Consider the following 26,195-nt stretch of genomic DNA (forward strand, 5'->3'; position numbering starts at 1 on the left):
TCAAAGCGTAGCCTTGCCTTGGCCGCCAACGAGTTCCAGCACCCGGTCGGCCAGTTCCGGGGCGGCGCCGGGGAACCAGTGGATCCGCTTGTCCCGGCGGAACCAGGACCGCTGCCGCCGCACGAACCGGCGGGTGGCCTGCGCCGTCGCGGCCGCGGCGGCCGCCTGATCGTCGCCGTGTTCGAGCACCTGCTGGTACCCCAGCGCCCGTGAAGCCGTCTTCCCCTCGCGCAGCCCGCGTTTCTCCAGTTCCCGCACCTCGTCGACCAGGCCGGCGGCGAACATCCGCTCGACGCGCCGGTCCACCCGCTCGTCGAGGTCGTCGATCTCGCGGTCCACGCCGATCAGCGTGGTGCCGTACCGCGGCTCCCCCGGCTGGGGCAGGTTCGCCGAGAACGGCTCGCCGGTGATCTCGATGACCTCCAGCGCGCGGACGATCCGCCGGGTGTTCGTCGGCAGGATCGCGGCGGCGGCCTTCGGATCGGTGCGGGCGAGCCGGTCGTGGAGGGCCGCGGCGCCCACTTCGGCGGCTTCGGCGTCCAGGCGCGCGCGGACCGCGGGATCGGTGCCGGGGAACCGCAGTTCGTCCACGATCGCCTGCACGTAGAGGCCGGAACCGCCGGCGAACACCGGCACCTTGCCCTCGGCGATGAGCCGTTCCGCGCAGGCACGGGCGTCGCGCTGGTAGGCGGCGACGGAGGCGGTTTCGGTCACGTCGAGCACGTCGAGCAGGTGGTGCGGCACGCCGCGGCGTTCCTCGGCGGTCACCTTCGCGGTCCCGATGTCCATGCCGCGGTAGAGCTGCATCGCGTCCGCGTTGATCACCTCGCCGCCGAGCGCGAGCGCCAGCGTGACGGCCAGTTCGGACTTGCCGGTGGCGGTCGGGCCGACCACCGCGATCGGGCGCGTCACGCGCGCGTCCAGACCGCGACGTGGTAGCCGACGCCGAACGGCGCGCCGGAGTACAGCAGTTCGGCGGTCCAGGTGGCGCCCTCGGCGATCGAGGCGAGCACCTGCCACGGGAAGCGGCCGCCCGCGCCCAGCTCGGCGCAGTATTCGGCGTCGAGCGCCAGCAACGCGCCGGTGTCGGCCGTGGCGAGCGCTTCGGCGACGGCGGCGTCGAAGGCGGGCGCGCCTTCGTGCTCGCCGCCCGGCGACTTCGGGCCGTGGCGGTTGGCGCCGTCCCCGAGCACCAGCAGGCCGTGCCCGGGATGCCGTTCGGTGATCAGCGCGGCGGCCTTGGCGCTGCGGTCGGCCGGGGTGTCGGTGGGGAAACCGTGCACGGTGGCCTCGGCCGCGCCGGCCTGCTCGCGCAGCCAGCCGGTGATCAGCGCGGACAGCGGCAGCTCGGCCGCCGTGCCGGTGGTGCCGGAGAGCCGGACGCCGACGTCGACGCCGTAACCGCGGAACGATCCGCACGCGCTCGGCGGCGTCACGGACACGGTGTCCTCACCCGGGCCGACGGCAACCCACCGGCTCGCGGTTTCGGCGAGGCGGTCGGCCGCGGCCAGGCACGCGGCCCGCAGTTCGGCGGTGGAATCGCGCGCCCCGGCGGCGATTTCGGGCACCAGCAGCGGCGGCTGCGGCACCACGACGGCACGTGTGATCACGCTGTCCGACGTTACCTCGCCACCCGAAAGCGGGTCCTGATGCGAGCACCATGTACCACGACGCGCCTTGACCTGTTTGAATGCCACGACGGACACGAGCGTGGTCCGGCAGCGGCACGACCCGGCCCCACCGGTGGTGGGGCGCCCGCGCGAGCGGGCGTACAGGCGATAAGGAGCCTGCCATGGCGGAGAACACAACCGAGGGCGCTCAGGAAAGCGCAGCCCCGGAAGCCCCGGCACCACACCCGGTGCCGCACGCGCACACCGTTGGCCAGCCGGTTCCGCCGGTGCCACCGGCCGAACCACACCCGGAGCGCTGGGGCCGGGTGGACGAGGAGGGCACGGTCTACGTTCGCGGCGCCGACGGCGAACGCGCGATCGGCGTGTGGCAGGCGGGCACCCCGGAAGAGGGCCTGCTGCACTTCGCGCGCCGGTTCGACGACCTGCGCACCGAGGTGGAGCTGCTGGAGACGCGGCTGGCCTCCGGTGCCGGCGACCCGAAGCACGCGCTGTCGAGCGCGACCCAGCTGCGCGACGGCCTCGCCGACGCGGCGGTGGTCGGCGATCTCGCCGCGCTGGGCGCCCGCATCGATCAGGTGATCGCGCACGCCGAACGGTCACTGGCCGACGCGAAGCAGGAGCGCGAGCAGGCTCGCGAGGTCGCGGTCGCGCGCAAGCAGGCGCTGGCCGAGGAGGCGGAGAAGATCGCCGCCGACTCCACCCAGTGGAAGGCCGCGGGTGACCGGCTGCGCGCCATCCTCGACGAGTGGAAGACGATCAAGGGCGTCGACCGCAAGACCGACGACGAGCTGTGGCGCCGGTTCTCCAAGGCCCGCGAGGCGTTCAACCGCCGCCGCGGGTCGCACTTCGCCGAGCTGGACAAGCAGCGCGCCGCGGCGAAGGCCCGCAAGGAGGAGCTGATCGCCGAGGCCGAGTCGCTGGCCGACTCCGAGAGCTGGGGGCCGACGGCCGCCCGGTACAAGGAGCTGATGGGCGAGTGGAAGGCCGCCGGCCGCGCGCCCAAGGACAGCGACGACGCGCTGTGGCAGCGGTTCCGCGCCGCGCAGGACGCCTTCTTCGCGCGGCGGTCGGCCGCGTTCTCCGAGCGTGACGCCGAGTTCGCCGGCAACGCGGCGAAGAAGGAGGAACTGCTCGCCGAAGCCGAGAAGATCGACCCCGGCGCGAACCTGGAGGCCGCGAAGGCGCAGCTGCGCAAGGTCCAGGAGCGGTGGGACGAGATCGGGAAGGTGCCGCGGGAGCGGATCCGGGACCTCGACTCACGGCTCAAGGCCGTGCAGGACCGGGTGCGCAACGCCGAGGAGAGCAAGTGGCGCCGCACCGATCCCGAGGCGCAGGCCAGAGCCGCGCAGTTCCGGGAGCGGGTCGAGCAGTTCGAGTCGCAGGCCGCGAAGGCCAGGGCCGCCGGAGACGAGCGACGGGCGAAGAAGGCCGAGGAGCAGGCGGCGCAGTGGCGGGAGTGGCTGGACGCCGCGGAACGAGCCGTCGCGGACCGCTGATTCCGCCCGACTGATGCAGCACGACCGGACACGAATGTGGCTTTCGGGGCGTTTTTCGCCCCGAAAGCCACATTCGTGTTCACCTTGGGGAACCGTTCGGACGTGGCGGGTCAGGAGCGTGTGATGCCTTGGTAGCGGCCGCTGGGCGGCGGGCTGGCGGGGGGCGCGAGCATTCGCATGTCACGAATGTGGCTTTCGGGACACCAAACGTCTCGAAAGCCACATTCGTGACACGGGACGGGGCGTCAGGGGCGCGGGGCTCGACGGCGGCGTGCCGGGACCGGGGCTGGGCGCGTCCTGGTGGTCGTGGCGGGGGCGGCGGGCTGGTGGGTTTGCAGGTAGGCGGCCCGCGTGTGGTCGACGTGCTCCCGCATGATGCGCGCGGCCGACTCCGCGTCCTTCCGTTCGATGGCGTCCACCAGTGCGTGGTGCTCCCGCCACGCCTGCGCCCCGCGCTGCCGGGTGATCGCCGGGTAGTGCGCGCTCACCCGCAGGTCCACCTGCCCGACGAAGTCCAGCAGCGCCGGGTTCCCGGCCAGCTCCGCCACGCATTCGTGCAGGGTGGTGCTCGCCGCGAGCATGCCGTCGACGTCACCGGCGGCGATCGCGGCCTCACCGTCGGCGCACAGCGCGCGCAACCTTCGCACCTCGTCCGCGCCGGCGTGCAGCGCGGCCAGCCGGGCCGCTTCGGCCGCCAGCACGGCCCTCACGGCCAGTAGCTGCTCCACCTCTTGCCCGCTCGAGTGCATGCGGAACCCCCACACGTTCGGGTGTGTGAACGACACTTTGGGTGAACCCTACCGGCGTCGCTCGGGTTCAGCCGCGCGACCAGGCCGCCCGCATCCACTGGAAGGCGATCACCACGGTCGCGATCACCGCGAGGATCAGCCCGAACCCCGGCCCACCGCCGACCGCGCCGCTGGCCTGCGAGGACTGCTGCGACCAGATCGCCAGCATGCCGTCCACCGAGGCGAACCAGCCGCCGATGGCGCAGGCCCACGCGACCCACCAGCGCCGGGTGATCAGCACGACCATCGAGCCGAGCACGCCGAACCCGGTCGAGGTGAGCGCGAACAGCTGCGGGATCGGCCCCGCCCGCCCGGCCAGCACCTGCCAGCCGACGTGCTCACCCGCCCACGGCAGCAGCATGCCCACGATCAGCACAAAAACCGCGATCGAGACCACCAGCGCGCGATGCCCGAGGTCGACCGTGCGCGACGCCTTGCGCACCACCTGGTCGACGTCCGCGCCCAGCTCGTCCACGGAATCCCGCGGCGGTTCCGAGGTGCTCACAGCGCGCACCCCCCGGTGGCCACGGGCTGCGGTGGCGGCGCGCCGATGCTCGGCAGGCCCAGGCTGACGCCGTTCGTCTTCGGCCGCAGCCCGGCTTCGGCGTTGTCACCGGCACGGGTGCGGCGGTGCGAAAGCAGCTCGCCGTCGGCCACCAGGTGGTGCGGCGCGCCGTAGGTGATCACGGTCTCCACCACGTCCCCCGGCCGCACGTTCAGCTCACCCGGGGTGAAGTGCACCAGCCTGCCGTCGCGGGCGCGCCCGCTCATCCGCAGCGTCTCCGCGTCCTTGCGCCCTTCACCGGCCGCGACCAGCAGCTCGACCTTCCGCCCGACCAGCTTCTTGTTCTCCTCCCACGCCACCTCGTTCTGCAGCGCGACCAGGCGGTCGTAGCGCTCCTGCACGACCTCCTTCGGCAGCTGCCCCGGCATTTCGGCGGCCGGCGTGCCGGGGCGCTTCGAGTACTGGAAGGTGAACGCGCTGGAGAACCGCGCCTGGCGGACCACGTCGAGCGTGGCCTGGAAGTCCTCTTCGGTCTCCCCGGGGAAACCGACGATGATGTCGGTGGTGATCGCCGCCTCCGGCATGACCGCGCGCACCTTGTCCAAAATGGACAGGAACCGGGCCGACCGGTACGAGCGGCGCATTTCCTTGAGCACCCGGTCCGAACCGGACTGCAGCGGCATGTGCAGCTGCGGGCAGACGTTCGGGGTCTCGGCCATCGCGTCGATCACGTCGTCGGTGAACGCGGCCGGGTGCGGTGAGGTGAACCGCACGCGCTCCAGGCCCTCGACCGACCCGCACGAGCGCAGCAGCTTCGAGAACGCGTCGCGCTCGCCGAACTCGACGCCGTAGGAGTTCACGTTCTGCCCGAGCAGGGTCACCTCGAGCACGCCCTCGGCGACCAGCGCCTCGACCTCGGCCAGGATCTCGCCCGGCCGCCGGTCGCGCTCCTTGCCCCGCAGCGACGGCACGATGCAGAAGGTGCAGGTGTTGTTGCAGCCCACCGAGATCGACACCCAGCCCGAGTACGCCGAGTCGCGGCGCGCGGGCAGCGTGGACGGGAAGGTCTCCAGCGACTCGAGGATCTCCACCTGCGCTTCGGCGTTGTGCCGCGCGCGCTCCAGCAGCGTCGGCAGCGAGCCGATGTTGTGCGTGCCGAACACGACGTCCACCCAGGGCGCCCGCTTGACGATCTCACCGCGGTCCTTCTGCGCCAGGCAGCCGCCGACGGCGATCTGCATGTCCGGCTTGGCGGTCTTGGCCGGGCGCAGGTGGCCGAGGGTGCCGTACAGCTTGTTGTCGGCGTTCTCCCGCACCGCGCAGGTGTTGAAGACCACCACGTCCGGCGCGTCGTCGGTGGCGGGCACGTAGCCCGCCGCCTCGAGCTGCCCGGCCAGGCGCTCGGAGTCGTGGACGTTCATCTGGCAGCCGAACGTGCGGATCTGGAAGGTGCGGGACACAAAAGCTCCTTAGGCGAATCTGGCTCCAGGGTAGGCCCCGCCGGTCACAGCCCGAGATGCAGGCGCAGCGCGGCGTCGAGGCGCTCCATCAGCGCGGGCGTCAGCTTGCCTGCCCGGCGGCCCACCCGCTCCACCGAAACCGACCTGACCTGCTCGGCCTGCGCCTTCGAATCCACCGCCAGCCCGCACTCGGCGGCGGGCAGCAGCACCTGGAACGGGAACACCCGGCGCACGTTCGAGGTCACCGGCACCACGGTCACCACCCCGCGGCCCAGCCGCCCGGCCATCACGTTCGCGCCGTCGTTGCTCACGATCACCGCCGGCCTGGTCTTGTTCGACTCGCTGCCCCGCGCGGGGTCGAGGTCGACCAGCCGGATCTCGGCCCGCCGCATCAGCGGGTCAGCACCCCGTCACCGGTGGCGGCGTCCCATTCGGCCTCGTCCCCGCGGGCGGCCCACTCGTCCCACGCGGCCCGGTAGTCGTCCTCCAGCTGGCTGGCCCGCAGCAGCTCCAGCGCGCGGTGGACCACCGCGGAGCGCGACGGAACGTGCGCCGCGGCGGCGTAGTGGTCGATGAAGGCCACGTCCTCGTCCGACAGGCTGACGCTCAATTTCATACCTCCCATGCTACTCGGGGTGCCACTGCGGCACTACCGGATCGTAACCGGGATGTACGACATTTCCGGTCGCCGAGCTGGCACCATCTGCGGGCGTGACAGCTCTGACACGGGTGACCGCCGCCGTGCTCCTGCTGCTCACCACGCTCACCGCCTGCGGGCCGGACTTCACCGGCACCAGGCTGCGGATCGCCGCCGGCAACGACCGGGGCGTCTACTACCAGCTCGCGCAGCCGCTGGCCGGGGCGTGGGCGGCCGGGCTGGAGATCGAACGGCCCGAGATCCAGCAGACCCGCGGCTCCCCCGACAACCTCGCCCGGCTGCGCGCGGGCACCGCCGACGTGGCGTTCAGCGCGGCCGACGTGGCCACCGACCCCAGCGGCGAGCCCAATCTCGCCGCGCTCGCCCGCATCTACGACGACTACCTGCACGTGGTGGTCCGCGCCGACTCGCCGGTCCGGTCGCTGGCCGACCTGCGCGGGCGGCGGGTGGCCATCGGCTCCCCCGAATCCGGGGTGGCGGTGATCGCGCAGTTGCTGCTCAACGCCAGCGGCCTCGGCGACCCCGGCTCGATGACCGTGCGCTACCTCGGCCTCGACGAGTCGCTCGGCGCGCTGGAACGCCAGGAGATCGATGCCTTCTTCTGGTCGGGCGGCCTGCCGACGAACTCGATCAGCACGCTGGCCAACCGGATCCCGCTGCGGCTGATCGACGTCGGCGAGGCGATGCCCGCGATGCGCCGGGCCAACCCGGTCTACCGCACGGCGACCATTCCCGGCTCCACCTACCCGCAGTCCGGCGGGCCGGTGACCACGCTGGTGGTGCCCAACTTCCTGGTGGTGCCGACGAGCATGTCCGACGACGTGGCCGAGGCGCTCACCCGCGGGCTGTTCGACGCGCGGCCCGAGCTGGCCAAGGCGAACACCGCCGCGCTGTCGATCGATCTGCGGCCCGCCATCGAAACCGCGCCGATGGCCCTGCACCCTGGCGCGCTGCGGTACTACCGCAACCTCAAGAATTAGCGGCGGGCAGCTCAACGGTGATCCGGAGCCCGCCGCCCGCTGGCAGGTCCAGCTTCAGCGAACCCCCGGACCTGGCCACGATTTCCGCCACGATGGACAGCCCCAGCCCGGACCCGGCCACGTTCTGGTGCGCGGTGCTGCGCCAGAACCGGTCGGTGGCCCGCTCCAGTTCCTCGGCACGCAGCCCCGGTCCGTGGTCCCGCACGGTCAGCCGCACCTTTTCGTCCACAGTGGACGTCCGCACGCAGACCGAGGTACCGGCGCCGGTGAACTTCAGCGCGTTGTCCAGCAAGGCGTCCAGCACCGCTTCCAGCCCGCGCGGCGGGGCGAGCGCGCGCACGCCGTCGGTCGAACCCTCCACGTCGAGGCTGACTTCGCGGGCCACCGCGACCACGTTCCAGTCCGCGGCCCGTTCCGCGACCACGGTGTCCACGTCGACCGCGACCAGCTCACCCGCTGACGCTTCCGCGCGCGCCATCGACAGCAGCCCGTCGAGCACCTGGTTGAGCCGGTCCGCTTCGGCGACCGCGGCCTCGCGGTGTTCCTCGGCTTCGGTGTCCACATGCCCTTCGAGATTCACCAACCGCAGCTTCAACGCGGTCAGCGGATTACGCAGCTGGTGCGACGCGTCGGCGACAAAAGCGCGTTGCGCGGCCAGTGCTTCCCCCACACTCGCCGCCATCATGTCGAACGAGCGGCCGAGCTGCTGCAGTTCGGCCGGCCCGCTCTCCTCGCCGACGCGGTCCACTTCCCGCCCGCTCACCACGGCCTCGACCAGGGACCCGGTGGCTTCGTCGAGCCGGCGCACCGGGCGCAGGATCCACCGCACCAGCGGCAGCGCGACCAGCAGCGCCAGGCAGAACGCGATCATGCCGACGGTGGCGATGAGCACCCACCACAGCATCACCTCCTGGCGTGCCTGCGCGGTCGGCGACTCGGTGACCACCACCCCGCGCACGTCACCGTCGATCAGCACCGGTTCGGCCAGCACCAGCGTGCCCTCGTCCCAGGGCACCAGCGTCGGCCCCGGCTCGGAGTGCCGCCCGGCCAGCGCCGACTGCACCTGCCCGGCGACCCTGGTGTCGGCCAGGTCGAGCCGGACCGCGCCGGGCACCGTGCCGGAGGTGACCGTGGGGCGGCCGTCCTGGTTGAGCACGGCCACCGCGATGCCGTACACCTCGGCGTACCGCCGCAGTTCGGCGGCGATGAGGTCGGGCTGCCCCTGGATCAGCGGCCGCTGCGCCAGCGAGGCGAACCGCGCGGTGTCGGTGAGCCGGTCCAGGAACAGCGTCTGCCCGGCGCTCCCGGCCACGCTCAGCGCCAGCGGCACACCGAGCCCGAACACGAGCAGCGCGACCAGCGAAAGCACCGTGGCCTGGAGCCGGACCCGCACTGCTCACTCCTCGTCTGGCCGCGCGCCCAGCCGGTAGCCGACCCCGCGCACCGTCTCGATCAGCTCGGCGCGGCCGAGCTTCGTTCGCAGGGTAGCGACATGGACGTCCAGTGAGCGGCTTTCCGCCTGCCCGCGCCTGCCCCACAGCTCGGTGAGCAGCCGGTCGCGCGAGCAGACCGCGCCGCCCTCGGCCGCGATCAGCTTCAGCACGCCGAATTCCTTGCGCGAGAGCGTGATCACCTCACCACCGGCGGTCACCTCGTGCCGGTCGAGGTCGATCACCACGTCGGCCACCTTGATCGCGCCGGTGGCCGCCCTGGCCGGTTCGCCGCGGCGGCGGCGCACCGCGTGCACCCTGGCCACCAGCTCGTCCACGTCGTACGGCTTGACCAGGTAGTCGTCGGCTCCCGAGCGCAGGCCGAGAATGCGGTCGTCGACCTCACCGCGAGCGGAAACCACGATGATCGCCACGTCGCTGATCTCGCGGATCCGCCAGCAGAGCACCATGCCGTCCACGTCCGGCAGGCCCAGGTCGAGCAGCACCACGTCGGCGTCGGCGATCCGGTCCAGCACCTCGGCGCCCGAGGCCAGGCGCCGGACCGACAGCCCGCGGCGCAGCAGCGCCGGCACCAGTGCGTCGGCCACCCTGTCGTCGTCCTCGACGAGCAGAACGCGCACGCCGGCTCCTTTCCGGTGGGTTGAGATCGATTTGAAACCCTAAGTGTTAGTCAAGCGGGCTTTACACCCTGACGGAGCAGAGTAAGTTTCCGCCATCGCCGACTCGTCATGCGCGAAAGGGCCCAGTCCAGACCTGCGACATGGGCCGTGTACGAGGTGTGACTAGAGTTACGGCAACCAAGAAGGACACCGCAGCTCGCCGCCTGGAGGCCAGATGACCACAGCGACGCCGGCGCCGCCGATGATCAAGGCGGCCGCCGTGAACAAGTTCTTCGGCGACCTGCACGTGCTGCGGGACATCGACTTCGAGGTGCCGCGCGGCCAGGTGGTGGTGGTGCTCGGGCCGTCGGGCTCCGGCAAGTCCACCCTGTGCCGGGCGATCAACCGGCTCGAGCCGATCAACTCCGGCGAGATCCACGTGGACGGCAAGCCGCTGCCCGCCGAGGGCAAGGCGCTGGCCGCGCTGCGCGCCGACGTCGGCATGGTCTTCCAGTCGTTCAACCTGTTCGCCCACAAGACCATCGTCGAGAACGTGATGCTGGCGCCGCAGAAGGTCCGCAAGGTCTCCTCGGCCGAGGCGCGCAAGACCGCGATGGAGCTGCTGGAGCGGGTCGGCATCGCCAACCAGGCCGACAAGTACCCGGCGCAGCTCTCCGGCGGCCAGCAGCAGCGCGTGGCCATCGCCAGGGCGCTGGCCATGCGGCCCAAGGTGATGCTGTTCGACGAGCCGACCTCCGCGCTGGACCCGGAAATGGTCCAGGAGGTGCTCGACGTGATGACCAGCCTGGCCGCCGACGGCATGACCATGCTGGTGGTCACCCACGAGATGGGCTTCGCGCGCCGCGCCGCGCACCGGGTGGTGTTCATGTCCGACGGCGAGATCGTCGAGGACACCACCCCCGACGAGTTCTTCACCAGCCCGAAGTCCGACCGCGCGAAGGACTTCCTCGGCAAGATCCTGACCCACTAGGAAGGAACCCAATCAGATGCGGTTGAGTCGAGTTCTGCGTACGAGCGCAGTCGTCGCGGTTGCGGGCCTCACGCTCGCCGCCTGTGGTGGCGGCGGGGAAAGCGGCAGCAAGAACCTGGTCGCGCGCGCCAAGGAAGACAAGAAGATCACCATCGGCATCAAGTTCGACCAGCCGGGGCTCGGGCTCCAGACGCAGGCGGGCAAGCCGGAGGGCTTCGACGTGGACGTGGCGAAGTACATCGCCAAGGAGCTGGGCGTCGAAGAGTCGGGGATCACCTGGAAGGAAGCCCAGTCCGCCGAGCGCGAGAACCTGATCGAGAAGGGTGACGTCGACTTCATCGTCGCCACCTACTCGATCACCGACAAGCGCAAGGAGAAGGTGGCCTTCGCCGGGCCGTACTTCGTCGCGGGCCAGGGCCTGCTGGTGCGCGCGGACAACACCGACATCACCGGCAACACCGCGCTCAACGGCAAGAAGCTGTGCTCGGTCAAGGGCTCCACCCCGGCCCAGAAGATCAAGGACGAGTACTCCAAGGACGCGCAGCTGCAGGAGTACGGCAAGTACTCCGACTGCATCACCGCGCTGGAGAACGGCAGCATCGACGCGGTCACCACCGACGACGTGATCCTGGCCGGTTTCGCGGCCAAGAGCCCGGGCAAGTTCAAGCTGGTCGGCGAGCCGTTCAGCAAGGAGAACTACGGGGTCGGCCTGAAGAAGGACGACGCCGAGAGCCGCACCGCGATCGCCAACGCGATCACCAAGATGCAGCAGGACGGCAGCTGGAAGAAGTCGCTGGAGGCCAACGTCGGCCCGTCGGGTTACAAGATCCCCGAGCCCTCGCCGGTGACCGAGAAGTAAGCACGAGCCTTCCCCTTCCCGAATGAAGAAGCACGGCGGCGCGCCGCGACCCGATCGCGGCGCGCCGTCCCATATCCGACGAGGAGTTTTCCGTGTTCGACTTCCTCGGTGACTACGACATCCTCGGTGCCTTCTGGACGACCATCCAGCTGGCGGTGCTCTCCGCCGTCGGCTCGCTGATCTGGGGCACGATCCTGGCCGGGATGCGGGTGAGCCCGGTCCCGATCATGCGGGGATTCGGCACCGCCTACGTCAACGTCGTGCGGAACACTCCGCTGACGGTGATCATCTTCTTCTGCTCCATCGGCCTGTCCTCCACGCTGGCCTTCAACCTGGCGCCGGAGAACTCGCCGACCTTCATCATCGACAACGGCTTCCGGCTCGCCGTCCTCGGTTTTGTGGCCTACACCTCGACCTTCGTCTGCGAGTCGCTGCGCTCGGGCATCAACACGGTCCCGGTCGGCCAGGCCGAGGCGGCCCGCGCGCTGGGGCTGAGCTTCTCCCAGGTGCTGCGGATCATCGTGCTGCCGCAGGCGTTCCGCTCGGTGATCGCGCCGCTGGCGAGCGTGCTGATCGCGCTGATCAAGAACACCACGGTGGCCAGCGTCATCGGTGTCGCCGAGGCCTCGCTGCTGATGGCGGAGATGATCGAGAACGAGAGTGACGCGATCATCCTGGTGTTCTCGGTGTTCGCACTCGGCTTTGTGCTCCTCACCCTGCCGGTCGGGCTGCTGCTCGGCTGGGTGGCGAAGAAAGTGGCGGTGAAACGATGAGCGGCGCCCCCTCTGTTCTCTACGACGCCCCCGGTCCGAAGGCCAAGGCGCGCAACATCATCTACACGGTGATCTTCGGGGCGATCCTGGTGCTGATCGCCTACCTGGTGATCGCCCAGCTCGCCGAGAAGAACCAGCTGGCAGGCGAGAAGTGGACGCCGTTCATCGAGAGCGGCACGTGGGTGACCTTCCTGCTGCCCGGCCTCGGCTACACCCTGCTGATCGCGGGACTGTCCATTGTGATCGCGCTGCCGGTCGGGGCCATCTTCGGCATCGCGCGGCTGTCCGACCACAAGTGGATCCGCACGGTGGCCGGGGTGATCGTGGAGTTCTTCCGCGCCATCCCGGTGCTGATCCTGATGATCTTCGCGAACGAGTTCTACTCGGAGTACACCGATGTGGACTCGGACAACCGGGTGCTCTTCGCCGCGGTGACCGGTCTGGTGCTGTACAACGCTTCCGTGCTCGCGGAAGTGGTGCGCGCCGGTATCCTGTCCCTCCCGAAGGGACAGACGGAGGCGGCGTCGGCGCTGGGGCTGCGCAAGACCCAGACGATGACCAACGTGCTGCTGCCGCAGGCGGTGGCCGCGATGCTGCCGGCGATCGTCAGCCAGCTGGTGGTCATCCTGAAGGACACCGCGCTGGCCGGTGGTGCGCTGTCGGTGCCGGACCTGCTGCGCCAGGCGAACGTGATCTCCGGGAACTTCGGCAACACCATTCCGACCTACATCGTCATCGGCGTCATCTACGTGGTGCTGAACTTCATCCTGACCAGCTTCGCTTCGTGGCTGCAGAAGAAGATGGCCCGCCGCAAGAAGACCCCGAAGGGCACCCAGCCCCTGATCGACGCACCCTCGCAGATCACCACGACCACGCAGGCCGGTGCCGCCGGCACCGGTGGCGGAATCTGACCCACCGCACGACGAAGGCCCTGCTCGCGCGCGAGCAGGGCCTTCGTGCTGGTCAGGAATCGTTGCGGCGGAACAGCTTGTTGCCCAGCCAGACGATCGGGTCGTACTTGCGGTCCGCCACGCGCTCCTTCATCGGGATCAGCGCGTTGTCGGTGATGTGGATGCCCTCCGGGCAGACCTCGGTGCAGCACTTGGTGATGTTGCAGTACCCGAGCCCGTGCTCCTCCTGCGCGGCGTCCCGGCGGTCGGCCACGTCCAGCGGGTGCATCTCCAGCTCCGCGATCCGCATCAGGTACCGCGGCCCGGCGAAGGCTTCCTTGTTCTCCTCGTGGTCACGCACCACGTGGCAGGTGTTCTGGCACAGGAAGCACTCGATGCACTTGCGGAACTCCTGCGAGCGCTCGACGTCCACCTGCTGCATGCGGTAGTCGCCGGGCTTCAGGTCCGCGGGCGGGGTGAACGACGGGATCTCGCGCGCCTTGGTGTAGTTGAAGGACACGTCGGTGACCAGGTCGCGGATCACCGGGAAGGTCCGCATCGGGGTCACCGTGATGACCTCGTCCTCGTCGAACACCGACATCCGCGTCATGCACAGCAGGCGCGGACGGCCGTTGATCTCCGCCGAGCACGAGCCGCACTTGCCCGCCTTGCAGTTCCACCGCACCGCCAGGTCCGGCGCCTGGGTGGCCTGCAGGCGGTGGATGATGTCGAGCACGACCTCACCCTCGTTCACCTCGACGGTGTAGTCCTGCAGCTCACCGTCGGTGTCGTCGCCGCGCCAGACCCGGAAGCTCGCCTTGTACCCCATCTCAGGCCTGCCTTCCCGGGTGCGTGGTCAGCTCTTCCTCGGTGTAGTACTTCTCCAGCTCGCTCAGCTCGAACAGCTCGAGCAGGTCCTGGCGCAGCGGCTCCTGCTGCTTCGGCGTCACCGTCACGCCCGGCACCACGTCGTCGCCGTCGGCCACCTGGCACACCAGCAACCGGTTGCGCCACTGGGCATCCATCTGCGGGTGGTCGTCACGGGTGTGCCCGCCGCGGCTTTCCGTGCGCATCAGCGCCGCCTTGGCCACGCATTCGCTGACCATCAGCATGTTCCGCAGGTCCAGCGCCAGGTGCCAGCCGGGGTTGAACTGCCGGTGCCCCTCCACCACGACCTGGTGCACGCGCTGCTTGATCTCGGCGAGCTTGGCCAGCGCCTGCTCGATCTCCTCGGCCTTGCGAATGATGCCGACCAGGTCGTTCATCGACTGCTGGAGCTCGGTGTGCAGGGTGTACGGGTTTTCCTCGACCCCGTTCGCCGGCGGGTCGAACGGTGCCACCGCCATCTTCGCCGCGGCGTCGACGCGCTCCTGCGACACCACCGGCCGTCGCTCCAGACCCTCCACATAGGACGCCGCGCCGAGGCCCGCCCGCCTGCCGAAGACCAGCAGGTCCGACAGCGAGTTCCCGCCGAGCCGGTTCGAGCCGTGCATGCCGCCGGAGCACTCGCCCGCGGCGAACAGGCCGGGCACCACCGAAGCCGCGGTGTCCGGGTCGACCTCGATGCCGCCCATCACGTAGTGGCAGGTCGGGCCGACCTCCATCGGCTCGGCGGTGATGTCCACATCGGCCAGTTCCTTGAACTGGTGGTACATCGAGGGCAGCCGCTTGCGGATCTCCTCGGCGGGCAGCCTGCTGGCGATGTCCAGGAACACCCCGCCGTGCGGGGACCCCCGGCCCGCCTTGACCTCGGAGTTGATCGCCCGCGCCACCTCGTCGCGCGGCAGCAGGTCCGGGGTGCGCCGGTTCTCCTCCTGGTTGGTGTACCAGCGATCGGCCTCGTCCTCGTTGTCCGCGTACTGCCCCTTGAACACGTCGGGGATGTACTCGAACATGAAGCGCTTGTCGTCGGAGTTCTTCAGCACCCCGCCGTCACCGCGCACGCCCTCGGTGACCAGGATGCCCTTCACGCTCGGCGGCCAGACCATGCCGGTCGGGTGGAACTGGACGAACTCCATGTTGATCAGCGTCGCCCCGGCACGCAGCGCCAGCGCGTGACCGTCCCCGGTGTACTCCCAGGAGTTCGAGGTGACCTTGAACGATTTGCCGATGCCGCCGGTGGCCAGCACCACGGCCGGTGTCTCGAACAACACGAACCGGCCGCTCTCGCGGTAGTAACCGAACGCCCCGGCGATCCGGTCGCCGTCCTTGATCAGCTCGGTGATCGTGCACTCGGCGAACACCTTGATCTTCGCCTCGTAGTCGCCGTGCTCGGCGAAGTCCTCCTGCTGCAGCGAAACGATCTTCTGCTGCATGGTGCGGATCAGCTCGAGCCCGGTGCGGTCACCGACGTGCGCCAGCCGCGGATAGGTGTGCCCGCCGAAGTTCCGCTGGCTGATCCGGCCGTCGGCGGTGCGGTCGAATAACGCGCCGTAAGTCTCCAGCTCCCAGACGCGGTCCGGCGCCTCCCGCGCGTGCAGTTCGGCCATGCGCCAGTTGTTCAGGAACTTGCCGCCGCGCATGGTGTCGCGGAAGTGCACCTGCCAGTTGTCCCGCTCGTTCGCGTTGCCCATCGACGCCGCGCAGCCGCCTTCGGCCATCACCGTGTGCGCCTTGCCGAACAGCGACTTGCACACCACCGCCACGCTGAGGCCGCGCTGCCGCGCCTCGATCACCGCGCGGAGACCGGCGCCACCGGCACCGATCACCACCACGTCGTAGCTGTGCCGTTCGACCTCGGTCATGAATCAATCCACCTCAGTGCGTTCTGACGCCGTTGTCGGAGAAAAGTGTTGGGAGGTAAGGGTTTCAGTTGACGAACCGGAGATCGGTGATCGTCCCGCTGGCCACCAGCATCACGTAGAGGTCGGTCAGCACCAGGGTGCCGAGGGTGATCCACGCCAGCGTCATGTGCCGGTTGTTCAGCTTGGTCACCTGGGTCCACATCCAGTACCGCACCGGGTGCCTGGAGAAGTGCTTGAGCCTGCCGCCGGTGATGTGCCGGCACGAGTGGCAGGACAGCGTGTAGGCCCAGAGCATGATCACGTTGCCGAGCAGCACGATGTTGCCGAGGCCGAAGCCGAACCCGCCGCCGGAGCCGTGGAACGCGGTGATCGCGTCCCAGGTGTTGATCAGCGCCACCACCACGGCCACGTAGAAGAAGTAGCGGTGGGCGTTCTGGATGATCAGCGGCAGCCGGGTCTCGCCGGTGTACTTCGCGTGTGGTTCGGCGACCGCGCAGGCCGGCGGCGAGAACCACACCGACCGGTAGTAGGCCTTGCGGTAGTAGTAGCAGGTGAGCCGGAAGCCGAGCAGGAACGGCAGCACGAGGAAGCCGAGCGGGATGAACCCGGGCAGCTCACCGAACGGCGTGCCGAAGTGGCTCGACCCCGGCACGCACGAATCGCTCAGGCACGGCGAGTAGAACGGCGTGAGGTAGTGGTACTCCTCCACCCAGTACGCGGTGCGCACGAACGACCGGATCGTCGCGTAGACGACGAACGTGGCGAGGCCGAGCGTGGTGAGCAGCGGCCCGAGCCACCACCGGTCCGTGCGCAGGGTCCGTTCGGAGATCTTCGCGCGCATCGGCGCGAAGACCCCGGTGCCCGCCCGGCTTGCCTCGTTGCGAGCCGGGGCGCTCACCGCTGGTCACGCTGGTAGCCGCCGACGCCTTCGTCGTCCGCGCCCTGCCAGAGTGACGGGTCGTAAGGGGTGTCGGGTACCACGACCACGTTGGCGCGGTCGGTGGCGCGGGCCTGCTGGGGCACCGGCGGCGTGGCGTCGAACTCGTTGACGTCGATCTCGAGCCGCTCCACGTCGTTGGCGATCCGGCGCACCGCCGGCGCCTCGCCGTACTTGGCTCGCAGCGCGCCTACGCACTGTCGCAACTGCCCGATGGTGCGGCGCAGTTCGGTGAATTCGGTGGTGGTCATACGTACCTCCGACGGTCAGTCAGTTCGTGCGGCGGGGCCGAGGCCGGGCCGCACCGTGGTGGGGCGCGCTGATGCCTGACTCTGCCTTGCCTTGTCCAGTGTGACAAGTAGCACACCCTGGTCGCCGTACGTGATCGGGGTCACGTTCCGGGATCATCTGGATCGATTTTGATTCGAAGTTCGCTGTTCGGTACTGTGTGGACCGTCACCACGAAGACCGGACGCCAGCGACGCCGTCACCGGACCACTCCCGAATCCCCGTGATCCGCACCGGAGCCGCCGAATGAGCCGTCTGCATCCCGTCATCGCCGAAGTGACCCAGCGCATCGCCGCTCGCAGCGCCGCGAGCCGTGCCGCGTACCTCGAACGCACCGCCGCCGCCCACGACGAAGGCCCCGCCCGTCGCGGCCTCGCGTGCAGCAACCTCGCCCACGGCTTCGCCGGGATCACCGGCGGGGACAAGGAAGCGCTGCGCGCGGCCCGCCGTCCCGGCGTGGCGATCGTGTCCTCCTACAACGACATGCTCTCGGCACACCAGCCGCTGCACGAGTACCCGGACTGGCTCAAGGTGTCCGTGCGCGAAGCCGGCGGTGTCGCCCAGTTCGCCGGCGGCGTGCCCGCCATGTGCGACGGCATCACACAGGGCCGCGCGGGCATGGAGCTTTCGCTGTTCAGCCGCGAGGTGATCGCGATGGCGACCGGGATCGCGCTGTCGCACGAGATGTTCGACAGCGCGCTGCTGCTCGGTGTCTGCGACAAGATCGTGCCCGGCCTGCTCGTCGGCGCGCTGTCCTTCGGCCACCTGCCGTCGATCCTGGTGCCCGCCGGGCCGATGACCTCCGGCCTGCCCAACAAGGAGAAGGCACGCGTGCGGCAGCTCTACGCGGAGGGCCTGGCCACCCGCGAGGACCTGCTCGAGGCCGAGGCGGCGTCGTACCACTCCCCCGGCACCTGCACCTTCTACGGCACCGCGAACTCGAACCAGATGGTCGTCGAGGTGATGGGCCTGCACCTGCCGGGCGCGACCTTCGTGCACCCCGGCACCCCGTTGCGCCGCGCGCTCACCGAGGAAGCCGGACGGCGTGCCGTGGCGATCTCGCGTGGTGACGAATACACGCCGCTGAGCCAGGTCGTCGACGAGAAGGCGGTGGTGAACGGCGTGGTGGCGCTGCTGGCCACCGGCGGCTCGACCAACCACACGCTGCACCTGCCCGCGATCGCCGCGGCCGCGGGCATCCAGCTCACCTGGGACGACTTCGCCTCGCTGTCGGCGGTGGTCCCGCTGCTGGCGCGCGTGTACCCCAACGGCAGCGCGGACATCAACCACTTCCACGCCGCGGGCGGCATCCAGTTCCTGATCGGCACGCTGCTCGACGCCGGGCTGCTGCACGAGGACGTGCGGACGGTCGCCGGGCCGGGGCTGAACCGGTACCGCCAGGAGCCGGTGCTGCTGGACGGCGAGCTGACCTGGCGCGACACCTCCGGCCACAGCCTCGACGAAGAGGTGCTGCGCCCGGCTTCGCGCCCGTTCTCCGCCGACGGCGGCCTGCGCATGGTCACCGGGAACCTCGGGCGCGCGGTGATCAAGGTGTCCGCGGTGGCGCCGGAGCACCGGGTGGTCGAGGCACCGGCCAGGGTGTTCACCACGCAGGAGCAGTTCTCGGCCGCGTTCCGCGCCGGTGAGCTGGAGCGGGACGTGGTGGTGGTGATCCGCAACCAGGGCCCGATGGCGAACGGCATGCCCGAGCTGCACGGGCTGACGCCCGCGCTGGGCGTGCTGATGGACCGCGGGTACCAGGTCGCTCTGGTCACCGACGGCCGCATGTCCGGGGCGTCGGGCAAGATCCCGGCCGCGATCCAGCTGACCCCGGAAGCCGCCGCGGGCGGGCCGCTGTCCCGCATCGCCGACGGCGACCTGGTGCGCCTGGACGCCGACGCCGGGCAGCTGGAGGTGCTGGTGGACGCGGCCGAGCTGGCGGCACGGCCGTTGGTGGACGGTCCGCCCGATGAGGCATCCTGGACCGGCACCGGACGCGAACTGTTCGGGGCGCTCCGTCGTGCGGTCGGACCCGCTGACCAGGGCGCGAGCGTTTTCGGCGGGTACACGCCAGGGCACTTCGGTGCCGGGCTGACGAAAGAGGTAGTGGCTTGACCACCGGCTTGGAACTGCTCGAGGCATCCCCCGTGATGCCGGTTGTCGTGGTGGACGACGTGGCCGACGCGGTGCCCGTCGCGTCGGCGCTGCTCGCCGGTGGCATCGGCGTGATCGAGCTGACGCTGCGCACCCCGGTGGCGCTGGCGGCGATCGAACGGGTCGCGGCCGAGGTGCCGGACATCCTGATCGGCGCGGGCACGATCACCACGCCGGACCAGGCGAAGCAGGCCGCGGACGCGGGCGCGCGCTTCCTGGTCACCCCGGGCACCACGGACGGTGTGCTGGACGCCTGCTTTGCCACCGGGCTGCCGTTCCTGCCCGGCGCGAGCACGGTGTCGGAGGCGATGCGGCTGGCCGAGCGCGGGCTGAGCGCGCTGAAGTTCTTCCCGGCCGAGGCGAGTGGCGGGGTCGACTACCTGAAGTCGATCGCCGGACCGTTGCCGTCGCTGAAGTTCTGCCCCACGGGTGGGATCACGGTGGCGTCGGCGCCGAAGTACCTGGCGCTGCCCAACGTGGGCTGCATCGGCGGTTCGTGGCTGACGCCGAAGGACGCGCTGGCGGCGAAGGACTTCGCGCGGATCGAGCAGCTGGCGGCGGAAGCGGCGAAGCTGCGCTGATCTTTTTCGGGGCCTTTGGACCCTGGTGCGGGCGCGCGGGCAGGTGCAGGTTGGGCCTGTCCGACGCGCCGCACTGGGAGGCTCGCGATGCCGTTGCGTACCACGTATGCCGAAGGCACCCCGAATTGGACGGACCTGCCGACCACGGACCAGGAGTCGGCGAAGGCGTTCTACGGGCGCCTGCTGGGCTGGGAGTTCCAGGACGATCCGGTGCCCGGCGGGGGCGTTTACTCGATGGCGCTGAAGAACGGTTCGGCGGTGGCCGCGCTCTCTGCGCAACCGCCCGCGCAGCGGGGGATGCCGCCGATGTGGAACACGTACTTCGCGGTCGAGAACGTGGACACCACGTGCGCGAAGATCGAGCCGACCGACGGCAAGCTGGTGATGGCGCCGTTCGACGTGGCGGACTACGGCCGCATGGCCGTGGCGAGTGATCCGGGTGGGGCCGTGTTCTGCCTGTGGCAGGCGTATTCGCACATCGGCGCGGGCTTGGTCAACGAACCGGGCGGGGTGGTGTGGAACGAGCTGCTCACGTCCGCACCCGAGCAGGTGGTGCCGTTCTATCAGCGGGTGCTGGGCCTGGGCGTCACCGAAACCGGTATGGACGGCGAGAAGTACACCATGTTCCAGGCAGGTGGGTCGGATGTGGCGGGCGTGAGCCCGTCACCCGGCGGGGACCTGCCGAATCACTGGCACGTCTACTTCGCCGTGGACAACGTCGCCGCCACGGTTGAAGTGGCTCCGTCCCTGGGTGGCTCGGTGCTGATGGCGCCGTTTGCCACCCCGGTGGGTCAGCTGGCCATGCTCGCCGGTCCCCAGGGCGGCACCTTCAGTATTCACCAGCCCTGAGAACGGTTTGCGCCCTAGTCCGGGATGTAGTCGGGGAGGGTGGTGGGGTCGGCGCCGTATTCACGGAGTTCGTCGCGGATGACGGTGTAGGCCAGGCCCTGGGGATACCCCTTGCGGGCGAGGGTGCCGAGCAGGCGGCGGATGGCTGTCTGCTCGTCGACGTTTCCCAGGGTGCGCAGGCGTTTGCGCACCAGCTCCCGTGCTTTCTGCTCTTCGGCTTCCCGGTCCACCTCGCCCGCGGCCTGCACCGCGATCTCGGCGTCCACGCCCTTGCGCTTGAGTTCGGCCACCAGCGCGTTGCGGGCCAGCCCCTGGTGGTTGTGCCGCGACCGCACCCATACTTCGGCGAAGGCCGCGTCGTCGACCAGACCGGCGTTGTCCAGCTTGCCGAGAATGGTCTCGCGGGTGTCCTCGTCAAACCCCTTGCGGCGCAAGGCTTGCCGCAGTTCGTCCTTGGTCCGGGGCCGCGCGGCGAGCAGGTCGAAGCAGACCTCCTTGGCCTTCTTCGCCCGCTCCTCCGGCGACAGCTCCTCGGGATTAAGCCTCGGCACTGCTCTCCTACTCAGATCTTTCCGTCACAACCCCGGCGGGACCGGTTGCCCGGTTCGGCATTCGGCACCGCGGTGCGCCCGCGCCGCCGATTCGCTCATTGCGCCGCCCGGATTCCCGGGGCCAGCCAGCTGGCACCGGCCGACCATCCGGACCGGTCGACCGACTGGCACCGCTCAACTCTCCGGCCCCGGTTGGCTACCGACAACGGTCAGCCCTCCGGCACCGATGGGCTATCCGGCGCCGGTCAGCCCTCCGGCACCGATCGGCTATCCGTCGCCGGTCAGCCCTCCGCGCCGGTCGGCTATCCGGCGCCGGTCAGCTCTCCGCGCCGGTCGGCTATCTGTCGCCGGTCGGCTTTCCAGCGAGAGCAGCTAGCCGGTGCCGCCTGGCCTTCCGAGGCCGGTGGCCCAGCCGCTGCCGACCCGCCACCCGGTGCCGATCCGCCAGCTGGCCGGTCGGCTTCCAGGGTGGCCGATCATCTCGCTCGTCGGCGAGTTGGCACCCGTTCGGCCGACTGAGACTGCTCGGTCGTTCGAGACCGGTCAGCCAACTGGCACCGATCAGCGCGTTTCACGACGGGTCGGCCAACTGGCACCAGTCGGTCGTCTGGCATCGGTCGGCCGTTTCGCGGCCGGTCAGCCAGCTACGCCGCGGTGCCGTCCCCGGTGGGGCCGGGCCAGCGGCGCCGCCCCCGATGTGGGGGCGGACCCGCGGCACCGTCCCGGCGTGGATGGGCGGTGGGACGGTCACCGTGCCGAGCGTGGGCCCGGAGAGTCAGGCGAGTGGCGGGACAGGGCGCTGAGCCAGCACGCTCGCTCTCGCCTCTGAGCCCAGCCCGACTGCTCCCTCCTACGCTGAGCCTGCCCGACCGTTCTCAGCCCGGAGCCAGCACGCCAGCCCTCAGCCAGCCGCCTGCTCCGTACGCCGAGCCAGCCCAACTGCCCTTCGCCCTGAGCCAGCACGCCTGCACTGAGCGGCCGTCTGGTCTCTCGGCGCTGAGTCGGCCAGCCCGCTCTTAGCCCGGAGCCAGCCGCCCGCGCACTGCGCCGAGCCAACCCGACTGCCCTCCACGCTGAACCAGCACGCCTGCTCCCCTGCGCCGAGCCAACCCGACTGCGCTCTGCGTTGAGCCAGCACGCCTACGCGCCGCCCTGAGCGGCACGCCTGGTCTCTCGACGCTGAGTCGGCCAGCCCGCTCTTAGCCCGGAGCCAGCCGCCCGCGCACTGCGCCGAGCCAACCCGACTGCCCTCCACGCTGAACCAGCACGCCTACGCGGCACCGCCTGGTCTCTCGGCGGTGGACTGCCCGCAGCCCTGAGCTAGCACGCCTGCTCCCTGCGCTGAGCCAACCTGACTGCGCTCTGCGTTGAGCCAGCACGCTTGCTCCCCTGCGCTGAGCAACACACCTGCTCGGCGCTGAGCGGTCCGGTTCGACTGCTCGTTGCGCTCTTGGGATCAGAAGTCGACTGGGGCTGGGGCGACGGCGTCTTCGGCGTCCAGCTGGGCGCCGATGCCGAGCTTTTCCTTGATCTTCTTCTCGATCTCGTTGGCGATGTCCGGGTTGTCCAGCAGGAACTTGCGGGCGTTTTCCTTGCCCTGCCCCAGCTGGTCGCCCTCGTAGGTGTACCAGGCACCCGACTTCCGGACGAGGCCCTGGTCCACGCCCATGTCGATGAGCGAGCCTTCGCGCGAGACGCCCTTGCCGTAGAGGATGTCGAACTCGGCCTGCTTGAACGGCGGCGCGACCTTGTTCTTGACCACCTTGACGCGGGTGCGGTTGCCGACCGGCTCGCCGCCGTCCTTCAGCGTCTCGATGCGGCGCACGTCGAGCCGGACCGAGGCGTAGAACTTCAGCGCCTTGCCACCGGTGGTGGTCTCCGGCGAGCCGAACATCACGCCGACCTTCTCGCGCAGCTGGTTGATGAAGATCGCGGTGGTGCCGGAGTTACTCAGCGCACCGGTGATCTTCCGCAGCGCCTGGCTCATCAGGCGCGCCTGCAGGCCTACGTGCGAGTCACCCATCTCGCCCTCGATCTCGGCGCGCGGCACCAGCGCGGCCACCGAGTCGATGACCAGGATGTCCAGCGCGCCGGAGCGGATCAGCATGTCCGCGATCTCCAGCGCCTGCTCACCGGTGTCCGGCTGGGACACCAGCAGCGCGTCGGTGTCCACGCCGAGCGCCTTGGCGTACTCCGGGTCCAGCGCGTGCTCGGCGTCGATGAACGCGGCGATGCCGCCGTTGCGCTGGGCGTTGGCCACCGCGTGCAGGGCGACCGTGGTCTTACCGGAGGACTCCGGGCCGTAGATCTCCACCACGCGGCCGCGCGGCAGGCCGCCGATGCCGAGCGCGATGTCCAGCGCGATGGCGCCGGTGGGGATCACCGCGATCGGCGCGCGCCCCTCGTCACCGAGGCGCATCACCGAGCCCTTGCCGTACTGCTTGTCGATCTGCGCCAGGGCGAGCTCGAGCGCCTTGTCCCTGTCCGGTGCTGCTGGCATGGATTCCACCTCGTTGGTCGGAGCCGGTTTCCGGCTGGCTTGCCTGTGGCTGGTGCCGGGGCTGTCAGTTGTCGATGCCGACGCTACGGGCCGGGTCCGACAATTTCCGGGCACAGGCCGCGATCTGTGGATCGACCATCGCGTTGTGGACAACACCATAGCCGAACACGTGTTCGAGGTTGACAGCGACACGCCCGCGTGGTTGGTTCATCGGCGTTCGGCGGGGATCTCGAAGGCCACGCAGACCTCCTGCCAGATCTCCTTGGCCGGGACACCGGCGGCCAGCGCCTGCTCCACCGTCCGCCCGCCGAGCCCGCTGAACTGGTGATCCTTGCTCAGGGTCTCGGCCCTGGCCGGGCCGAACTCGTCCGCCATCAACCGCCGGAACACCGTGATACGCATCGCGCCCAGCGTAGACAGCGGTACCGTGAACACATGCACCTGGCCCAGGAGATGCCCGCGTGGGGCGGCACCGCGCTGGCCATCGCTTCGGCCGCGACGCTGGTCGCGGCGATCGTGGTCGGCCTGCGCGCCCTGCGGAACAACCGCAGGCGCTGAGGCGGGGTCACTCGCCCGGCTGAACCTGCTGCTCGAAGTAGTCCGCCAGTTCCGACGGTCCCGGCGGATTCGGCTGGCTCTGGTCGTTGACCTGGTAGATGAACCCGACCAGCGGCCGGTCGCTGACGGTGAACACCAGCACCGAGGTGGCCGGGCTGCTCGCCGAGGTGTAGCGGCCCTGCAGGCCGTTGCCCTTCCAGTCCGCCTCGACCTTGTCGCTGTCACCGCCGCCGGCGGTGTTCAGCAGCGAGTCGGTGTGCTGCTTGACCAGGTCGGCGTCCTTGGCGTGCACGTAGTTGATCTGCGTGCCCGCCCGGCCGGGCGCCGAGCAGGTGACCGCGACGCCGAGCGCGGCCACGTCCGGCGGGGCGGCCGCCCCGCGGATGCCGGGTGAGCACTGGCCGTTGTCGGCCACGTGCCCGGCCAGCTGCCGCATGCAGCCGGTGAGCCCGTCGGCGCCGTCGGGCTGCCCCGGCTGCGCGCACTCCTGCGCGGTGTAGGTGGTGGCCGAGCCCGTTGGCCAGAAGAAGAACGCCGCGGCCGCGGCCACCACCACGGCCACCGCCGCCGAGATGCCGATGACCAGCTTTTTCTTCTTCTTGGCCGCCGCGTCCCCGCCCTCGTTCTGCCCGGACAGCGAATAGGTGGGGAAGTTCGACGGGGCCTGCTGCTGACCGCCGAGCGCCTGCTGCGGCCCGCTGGGCGGGAAGTTCGACGGGAAGTTCGGCGCGGGGGCGCCCTGCTGCTGGTAGGGGCCGGGCATCGAGGGCACCGGCTGCTGCGGCGGGGGTCCCGGCAGGCCCGGCGTCACGGTGTGCGTGCCGGTGCCGTTGGCCGCCAGGTGGCCTTCGACGTGCTGGGTGCGCATGCTGATGCCGTCGCGGGCGACGTGGTGCGCGCCGAGCGCGACCGCGGTCTCCGGCTGGTCGAGGCTCGCCGGGACCACGCCCAGCTTCTCCGCGATCATGCTGCCGACCAGCGGCAGCCGGGAGGACCCGCCGACCAGGTAGATGCCGACCAGCCGGTCCGGGGACAGCCCCGCCGAGCGCACGGTCCGCGAGAGCAGCTCGACGCTGCGCAGCATCGCGGGCCGGACCAGCGCCTCCAGCTCGGAACGGGTGACCAGCACGTCGGCGAACGGCTCCGGCATCGGCACCTCGGTCTGCGGGTGCCGGGAAAGCGCCTCCTTGGCCGCCTTCACGTCCTCCTGCAGCGCGCGCCGGGTGCGCCGGTCCGGAGTGGACTCCGGGCGGAGCAGCCGCTGCCAGCGCTGGGGGTCCTTGTGCGAGACCTCACGGCCGACGTGCACCAGCAGCGCCTGGTCCACGTCGAGGCCGCCGAGGTCGGGCAGGCCGTCCTCGGCGAGCACGGTGAACCCGTTCTGGGTGGCGCCGACCACCGCCACGTCGAAGGTGCCCGCCCCGAGGTCGTAGACGGCGAGCGCCTGGCCGGGGGCCAGCGTCTTGCCGGGGAACGAGGCGAAGTGCGCGGCGGCCGCGACCGGCTCGGGCACCAGCGACAGGTTCGTGCCCATCCCGGCCAGCCGTGCCGCGGAGAGCAGGACGTTGCGGCGCACCGGGCCCCACTGCGCGGGGTGGGTCAGCCGGACCTCGTCGGGCTGCTCGCCGCCGAGCTGGCGGGAGGTTTCGTCGAGCACGCGGCGCAGGATCGCCGCCAATGCCTCGCTGACCGGCACGATGTCGTTGCCCAGCAACAGGGTCTGCTCGTCCACGCGGCGCTTGGGGTTGGGTTCGAAGCGCGTCGGGTCCAGCCGGGCGCGGCGTTCGGCGTCCCGGCCCACCATCAGCGTGCCGTCCTCGCCGGCGAACACCGCGGACGGCATGTTCGCCGAACCGTCCACCTCGACCACGCGGGGCGCTCGTCCGTGTGCGGACAGCACGGCCACCGTGTTCGAGGTCCCGAGGTCCACCGACAGGATCCGCACGACTCTC

The 26,195-nt window shown here is 70.4% G+C and carries 27 protein-coding genes; 10 read left to right on the top strand and 17 right to left on the bottom strand.

Translation table 11 applies throughout. The annotated features are described in order from the left end of the window. The gene (gene miaA / locus A4R43_RS17015; protein WP_113693225.1) at positions 1-912 is read right to left on the bottom strand and encodes a tRNA (adenosine(37)-N6)-dimethylallyltransferase MiaA; all 912 of its coding nucleotides are present in this window, start codon (positions 910-912) and stop codon (positions 1-3) included. Further along, positions 909-1,610, bottom strand: a complete 702-nt coding sequence (locus A4R43_RS17020; RefSeq protein WP_113693226.1) for a class III extradiol dioxygenase subunit B-like domain-containing protein — start codon at positions 1,608-1,610, stop codon at positions 909-911. The genes miaA and A4R43_RS17020 overlap by 4 nt, the downstream gene beginning before the upstream one ends. 182 nt (positions 1,611-1,792) lie before the next feature. Between A4R43_RS17020 and A4R43_RS17025 the strand changes: the two genes are divergently transcribed. Beyond that, positions 1,793-3,127, top strand: a complete 1,335-nt coding sequence (locus tag A4R43_RS17025; protein ID WP_113693227.1) for a DUF349 domain-containing protein — start codon at positions 1,793-1,795, stop codon at positions 3,125-3,127. A 245-nt stretch (positions 3,128-3,372) separates the two neighbouring features. On the opposite strand, the gene A4R43_RS17030 is transcribed toward A4R43_RS17025, so the two are convergent. The 5 genes from A4R43_RS17030 to A4R43_RS17050 form a co-directional block, all read right to left on the bottom strand. Beyond that, the gene (locus A4R43_RS17030; RefSeq protein ID WP_162788499.1) at positions 3,373-3,837 is read right to left on the bottom strand and encodes a GntR family transcriptional regulator; all 465 of its coding nucleotides are present in this window, start codon (positions 3,835-3,837) and stop codon (positions 3,373-3,375) included. 106 nt (positions 3,838-3,943) lie between these two features. Further along, positions 3,944-4,420, bottom strand: a complete 477-nt coding sequence (locus tag A4R43_RS17035) for an Rv2732c family membrane protein (RefSeq protein WP_113693229.1) — start codon at positions 4,418-4,420, stop codon at positions 3,944-3,946. After that, a complete protein-coding gene (miaB, locus tag A4R43_RS17040; protein ID WP_236809221.1) occupies positions 4,417-5,841 on the bottom strand; it encodes a tRNA (N6-isopentenyl adenosine(37)-C2)-methylthiotransferase MiaB in 1,425 nt (474 codons plus the stop codon). Before miaB ends, A4R43_RS17035 begins: the two co-directional genes overlap by 4 nt. An 83-nt stretch (positions 5,842-5,924) precedes the next feature. Then, the gene (locus A4R43_RS17045) at positions 5,925-6,272 is read right to left on the bottom strand and encodes a type II toxin-antitoxin system PemK/MazF family toxin (RefSeq protein ID WP_113693231.1); all 348 of its coding nucleotides are present in this window, start codon (positions 6,270-6,272) and stop codon (positions 5,925-5,927) included. After that, positions 6,272-6,496 carry a ribbon-helix-helix protein, CopG family gene (locus A4R43_RS17050; RefSeq protein ID WP_113693232.1) on the bottom strand — a complete coding sequence of 75 codons (225 nt, stop codon included), beginning with the start codon at positions 6,494-6,496 and terminating at the stop codon, positions 6,272-6,274. Before A4R43_RS17050 ends, A4R43_RS17045 begins: the two co-directional genes overlap by 1 nt. 95 nt (positions 6,497-6,591) lie before the next feature. Between A4R43_RS17050 and A4R43_RS17055 the strand changes: the two genes are divergently transcribed. After that, the gene (locus A4R43_RS17055) at positions 6,592-7,518 is read left to right on the top strand and encodes a TAXI family TRAP transporter solute-binding subunit (protein ID WP_236809077.1); all 927 of its coding nucleotides are present in this window, start codon (positions 6,592-6,594) and stop codon (positions 7,516-7,518) included. Here A4R43_RS17055 and A4R43_RS17060 read toward each other — a convergent pair. Together A4R43_RS17060 and A4R43_RS17065 are read right to left on the bottom strand one after the other, a co-directional pair. After that, the gene (locus A4R43_RS17060) at positions 7,508-8,911 is read right to left on the bottom strand and encodes a sensor histidine kinase (RefSeq protein ID WP_113693234.1); all 1,404 of its coding nucleotides are present in this window, start codon (positions 8,909-8,911) and stop codon (positions 7,508-7,510) included. The genes A4R43_RS17055 and A4R43_RS17060 overlap by 11 nt on opposite strands. Positions 8,912-8,914: 3 nt before the next feature. Next, positions 8,915-9,589, bottom strand: a complete 675-nt coding sequence (locus A4R43_RS17065) for a response regulator transcription factor (protein WP_113693235.1) — start codon at positions 9,587-9,589, stop codon at positions 8,915-8,917. Positions 9,590-9,830: 241 nt separating this feature from the next. Here A4R43_RS17065 and A4R43_RS17070 point away from each other — a divergent pair, with 241 nt between their 5' ends. The 4 genes from A4R43_RS17070 (at position 9,831) to A4R43_RS17085 (ending at position 13,102) form a co-directional block, all read left to right on the top strand. Next, positions 9,831-10,559: an amino acid ABC transporter ATP-binding protein gene (locus tag A4R43_RS17070; RefSeq protein WP_205215494.1), complete on the top strand. Its 729-nt coding sequence runs from the start codon at positions 9,831-9,833 to the stop codon at positions 10,557-10,559. Positions 10,560-10,575: 16 nt separating this feature from the next. Beyond that, a complete protein-coding gene (locus A4R43_RS17075; protein ID WP_113693237.1) occupies positions 10,576-11,418 on the top strand; it encodes a glutamate ABC transporter substrate-binding protein in 843 nt (280 codons plus the stop codon). Positions 11,419-11,510: 92 nt separating this feature from the next. After that, entirely contained in the window at positions 11,511-12,191 is a 681-nt protein-coding gene (locus A4R43_RS17080) for an amino acid ABC transporter permease (protein WP_113693238.1), read from the top strand. Continuing rightward, entirely contained in the window at positions 12,188-13,102 is a 915-nt protein-coding gene (locus A4R43_RS17085; protein WP_113693239.1) for an amino acid ABC transporter permease, read from the top strand. The genes A4R43_RS17080 and A4R43_RS17085 overlap by 4 nt, the downstream gene beginning before the upstream one ends. Positions 13,103-13,154: 52 nt before the next feature. Here the strand turns inward: A4R43_RS17085 and A4R43_RS17090 are convergent, their stop codons facing one another. From A4R43_RS17090 to A4R43_RS17105, 4 genes are all read right to left on the bottom strand, one after another. After that, positions 13,155-13,910: a succinate dehydrogenase/fumarate reductase iron-sulfur subunit gene (locus A4R43_RS17090; RefSeq protein WP_113693240.1), complete on the bottom strand. Its 756-nt coding sequence runs from the start codon at positions 13,908-13,910 to the stop codon at positions 13,155-13,157. A 1-nt stretch (position 13,911) separates the two neighbouring features. Beyond that, positions 13,912-15,825, bottom strand: coding sequence for a fumarate reductase/succinate dehydrogenase flavoprotein subunit (locus tag A4R43_RS17095; protein ID WP_113693241.1), 1,914 nt, complete (start codon positions 15,823-15,825; stop codon positions 13,912-13,914). Between the two features lie 64 nt (positions 15,826-15,889). Continuing rightward, the gene (locus A4R43_RS17100) at positions 15,890-16,723 is read right to left on the bottom strand and encodes a hypothetical protein (RefSeq protein ID WP_113693242.1); all 834 of its coding nucleotides are present in this window, start codon (positions 16,721-16,723) and stop codon (positions 15,890-15,892) included. Continuing rightward, positions 16,720-17,013 carry a hypothetical protein gene (locus A4R43_RS17105; RefSeq protein WP_113693243.1) on the bottom strand — a complete coding sequence of 98 codons (294 nt, stop codon included), beginning with the start codon at positions 17,011-17,013 and terminating at the stop codon, positions 16,720-16,722. The genes A4R43_RS17100 and A4R43_RS17105 overlap by 4 nt, the downstream gene beginning before the upstream one ends. 283 nt (positions 17,014-17,296) lie before the next feature. On the opposite strand from A4R43_RS17105, the gene edd reads away from it, so the two are divergent. From edd to A4R43_RS17120, 3 genes are all read left to right on the top strand, one after another. Next, positions 17,297-19,165 carry a phosphogluconate dehydratase gene (gene edd / locus A4R43_RS17110; protein ID WP_162788500.1) on the top strand — a complete coding sequence of 623 codons (1,869 nt, stop codon included), beginning with the start codon at positions 17,297-17,299 and terminating at the stop codon, positions 19,163-19,165. After that, positions 19,162-19,785, top strand: a complete 624-nt coding sequence (eda, locus tag A4R43_RS17115; RefSeq protein WP_113693244.1) for a bifunctional 4-hydroxy-2-oxoglutarate aldolase/2-dehydro-3-deoxy-phosphogluconate aldolase — start codon at positions 19,162-19,164, stop codon at positions 19,783-19,785. Before edd ends, eda begins: the two co-directional genes overlap by 4 nt. Positions 19,786-19,872: 87 nt before the next feature. Next, positions 19,873-20,634, top strand: a complete 762-nt coding sequence (locus A4R43_RS17120; RefSeq protein ID WP_113693245.1) for a VOC family protein — start codon at positions 19,873-19,875, stop codon at positions 20,632-20,634. Positions 20,635-20,648: 14 nt separating this feature from the next. On the opposite strand, the gene A4R43_RS17125 is transcribed toward A4R43_RS17120, so the two are convergent. The 3 genes from A4R43_RS17125 to A4R43_RS17135 all read right to left on the bottom strand — a co-directional run bounded on the left by A4R43_RS17125 (position 20,649) and on the right by A4R43_RS17135 (position 24,087). After that, positions 20,649-21,185: a regulatory protein RecX gene (locus A4R43_RS17125; protein ID WP_113693246.1), complete on the bottom strand. Its 537-nt coding sequence runs from the start codon at positions 21,183-21,185 to the stop codon at positions 20,649-20,651. Between the two features lie 1,456 nt (positions 21,186-22,641). Beyond that, entirely contained in the window at positions 22,642-23,685 is a 1,044-nt protein-coding gene (gene recA, locus A4R43_RS17130) for a recombinase RecA (protein ID WP_113693247.1), read from the bottom strand. Positions 23,686-23,892: 207 nt separating this feature from the next. After that, positions 23,893-24,087 carry a DUF3046 domain-containing protein gene (locus A4R43_RS17135; protein ID WP_113697670.1) on the bottom strand — a complete coding sequence of 65 codons (195 nt, stop codon included), beginning with the start codon at positions 24,085-24,087 and terminating at the stop codon, positions 23,893-23,895. A 33-nt stretch (positions 24,088-24,120) separates the two neighbouring features. Between A4R43_RS17135 and A4R43_RS44450 the strand changes: the two genes are divergently transcribed. After that, entirely contained in the window at positions 24,121-24,243 is a 123-nt protein-coding gene (locus A4R43_RS44450) for a hypothetical protein (protein ID WP_257791795.1), read from the top strand. A gap of 7 nt (positions 24,244-24,250) precedes the next feature. Here the strand turns inward: A4R43_RS44450 and A4R43_RS17140 are convergent, their stop codons facing one another. Then, positions 24,251-26,188 carry an Hsp70 family protein gene (locus tag A4R43_RS17140; protein ID WP_113693248.1) on the bottom strand — a complete coding sequence of 646 codons (1,938 nt, stop codon included), beginning with the start codon at positions 26,186-26,188 and terminating at the stop codon, positions 24,251-24,253. Positions 26,189-26,195: the final 7 nt, after the last annotated feature.

This window comes from Amycolatopsis albispora (assembly GCF_003312875.1).
Lineage (GTDB): Bacteria > Actinomycetota > Actinomycetes > Mycobacteriales > Pseudonocardiaceae > Amycolatopsis > Amycolatopsis albispora.

Coding starts and splice junctions, on each gene's coding strand:
- A4R43_RS17095 (WP_113693241.1), bottom strand. CDS start 15,825: ATGACCGAGGTCGAACGGCACAGCTACGACGTGGTGGTGATCGGTGCC.
- A4R43_RS17045 (WP_113693231.1), bottom strand. CDS start 6,272: ATGCGGCGGGCCGAGATCCGGCTGGTCGACCTCGACCCCGCGCGGGGC.
- A4R43_RS17050 (WP_113693232.1), bottom strand. CDS start 6,496: ATGAAATTGAGCGTCAGCCTGTCGGACGAGGACGTGGCCTTCATCGAC.
- edd (WP_162788500.1), top strand. CDS start 17,297: ATGAGCCGTCTGCATCCCGTCATCGCCGAAGTGACCCAGCGCATCGCC.
- A4R43_RS17105 (WP_113693243.1), bottom strand. CDS start 17,013: ATGACCACCACCGAATTCACCGAACTGCGCCGCACCATCGGGCAGTTG.
- A4R43_RS17090 (WP_113693240.1), bottom strand. CDS start 13,910: ATGGGGTACAAGGCGAGCTTCCGGGTCTGGCGCGGCGACGACACCGAC.
- miaB (WP_236809221.1), bottom strand. CDS start 5,841: ATGAACGTCCACGACTCCGAGCGCCTGGCCGGGCAGCTCGAGGCGGCG.
- recA (WP_113693247.1), bottom strand. CDS start 23,685: ATGCCAGCAGCACCGGACAGGGACAAGGCGCTCGAGCTCGCCCTGGCG.
- A4R43_RS17075 (WP_113693237.1), top strand. CDS start 10,576: ATGCGGTTGAGTCGAGTTCTGCGTACGAGCGCAGTCGTCGCGGTTGCG.
- A4R43_RS44450 (WP_257791795.1), top strand. CDS start 24,121: ATGCACCTGGCCCAGGAGATGCCCGCGTGGGGCGGCACCGCGCTGGCC.
- A4R43_RS17120 (WP_113693245.1), top strand. CDS start 19,873: ATGCCGTTGCGTACCACGTATGCCGAAGGCACCCCGAATTGGACGGAC.
- A4R43_RS17025 (WP_113693227.1), top strand. CDS start 1,793: ATGGCGGAGAACACAACCGAGGGCGCTCAGGAAAGCGCAGCCCCGGAA.
- A4R43_RS17135 (WP_113697670.1), bottom strand. CDS start 24,087: ATGCGTATCACGGTGTTCCGGCGGTTGATGGCGGACGAGTTCGGCCCG.
- A4R43_RS17085 (WP_113693239.1), top strand. CDS start 12,188: ATGAGCGGCGCCCCCTCTGTTCTCTACGACGCCCCCGGTCCGAAGGCC.
- A4R43_RS17070 (WP_205215494.1), top strand. CDS start 9,831: ATGATCAAGGCGGCCGCCGTGAACAAGTTCTTCGGCGACCTGCACGTG.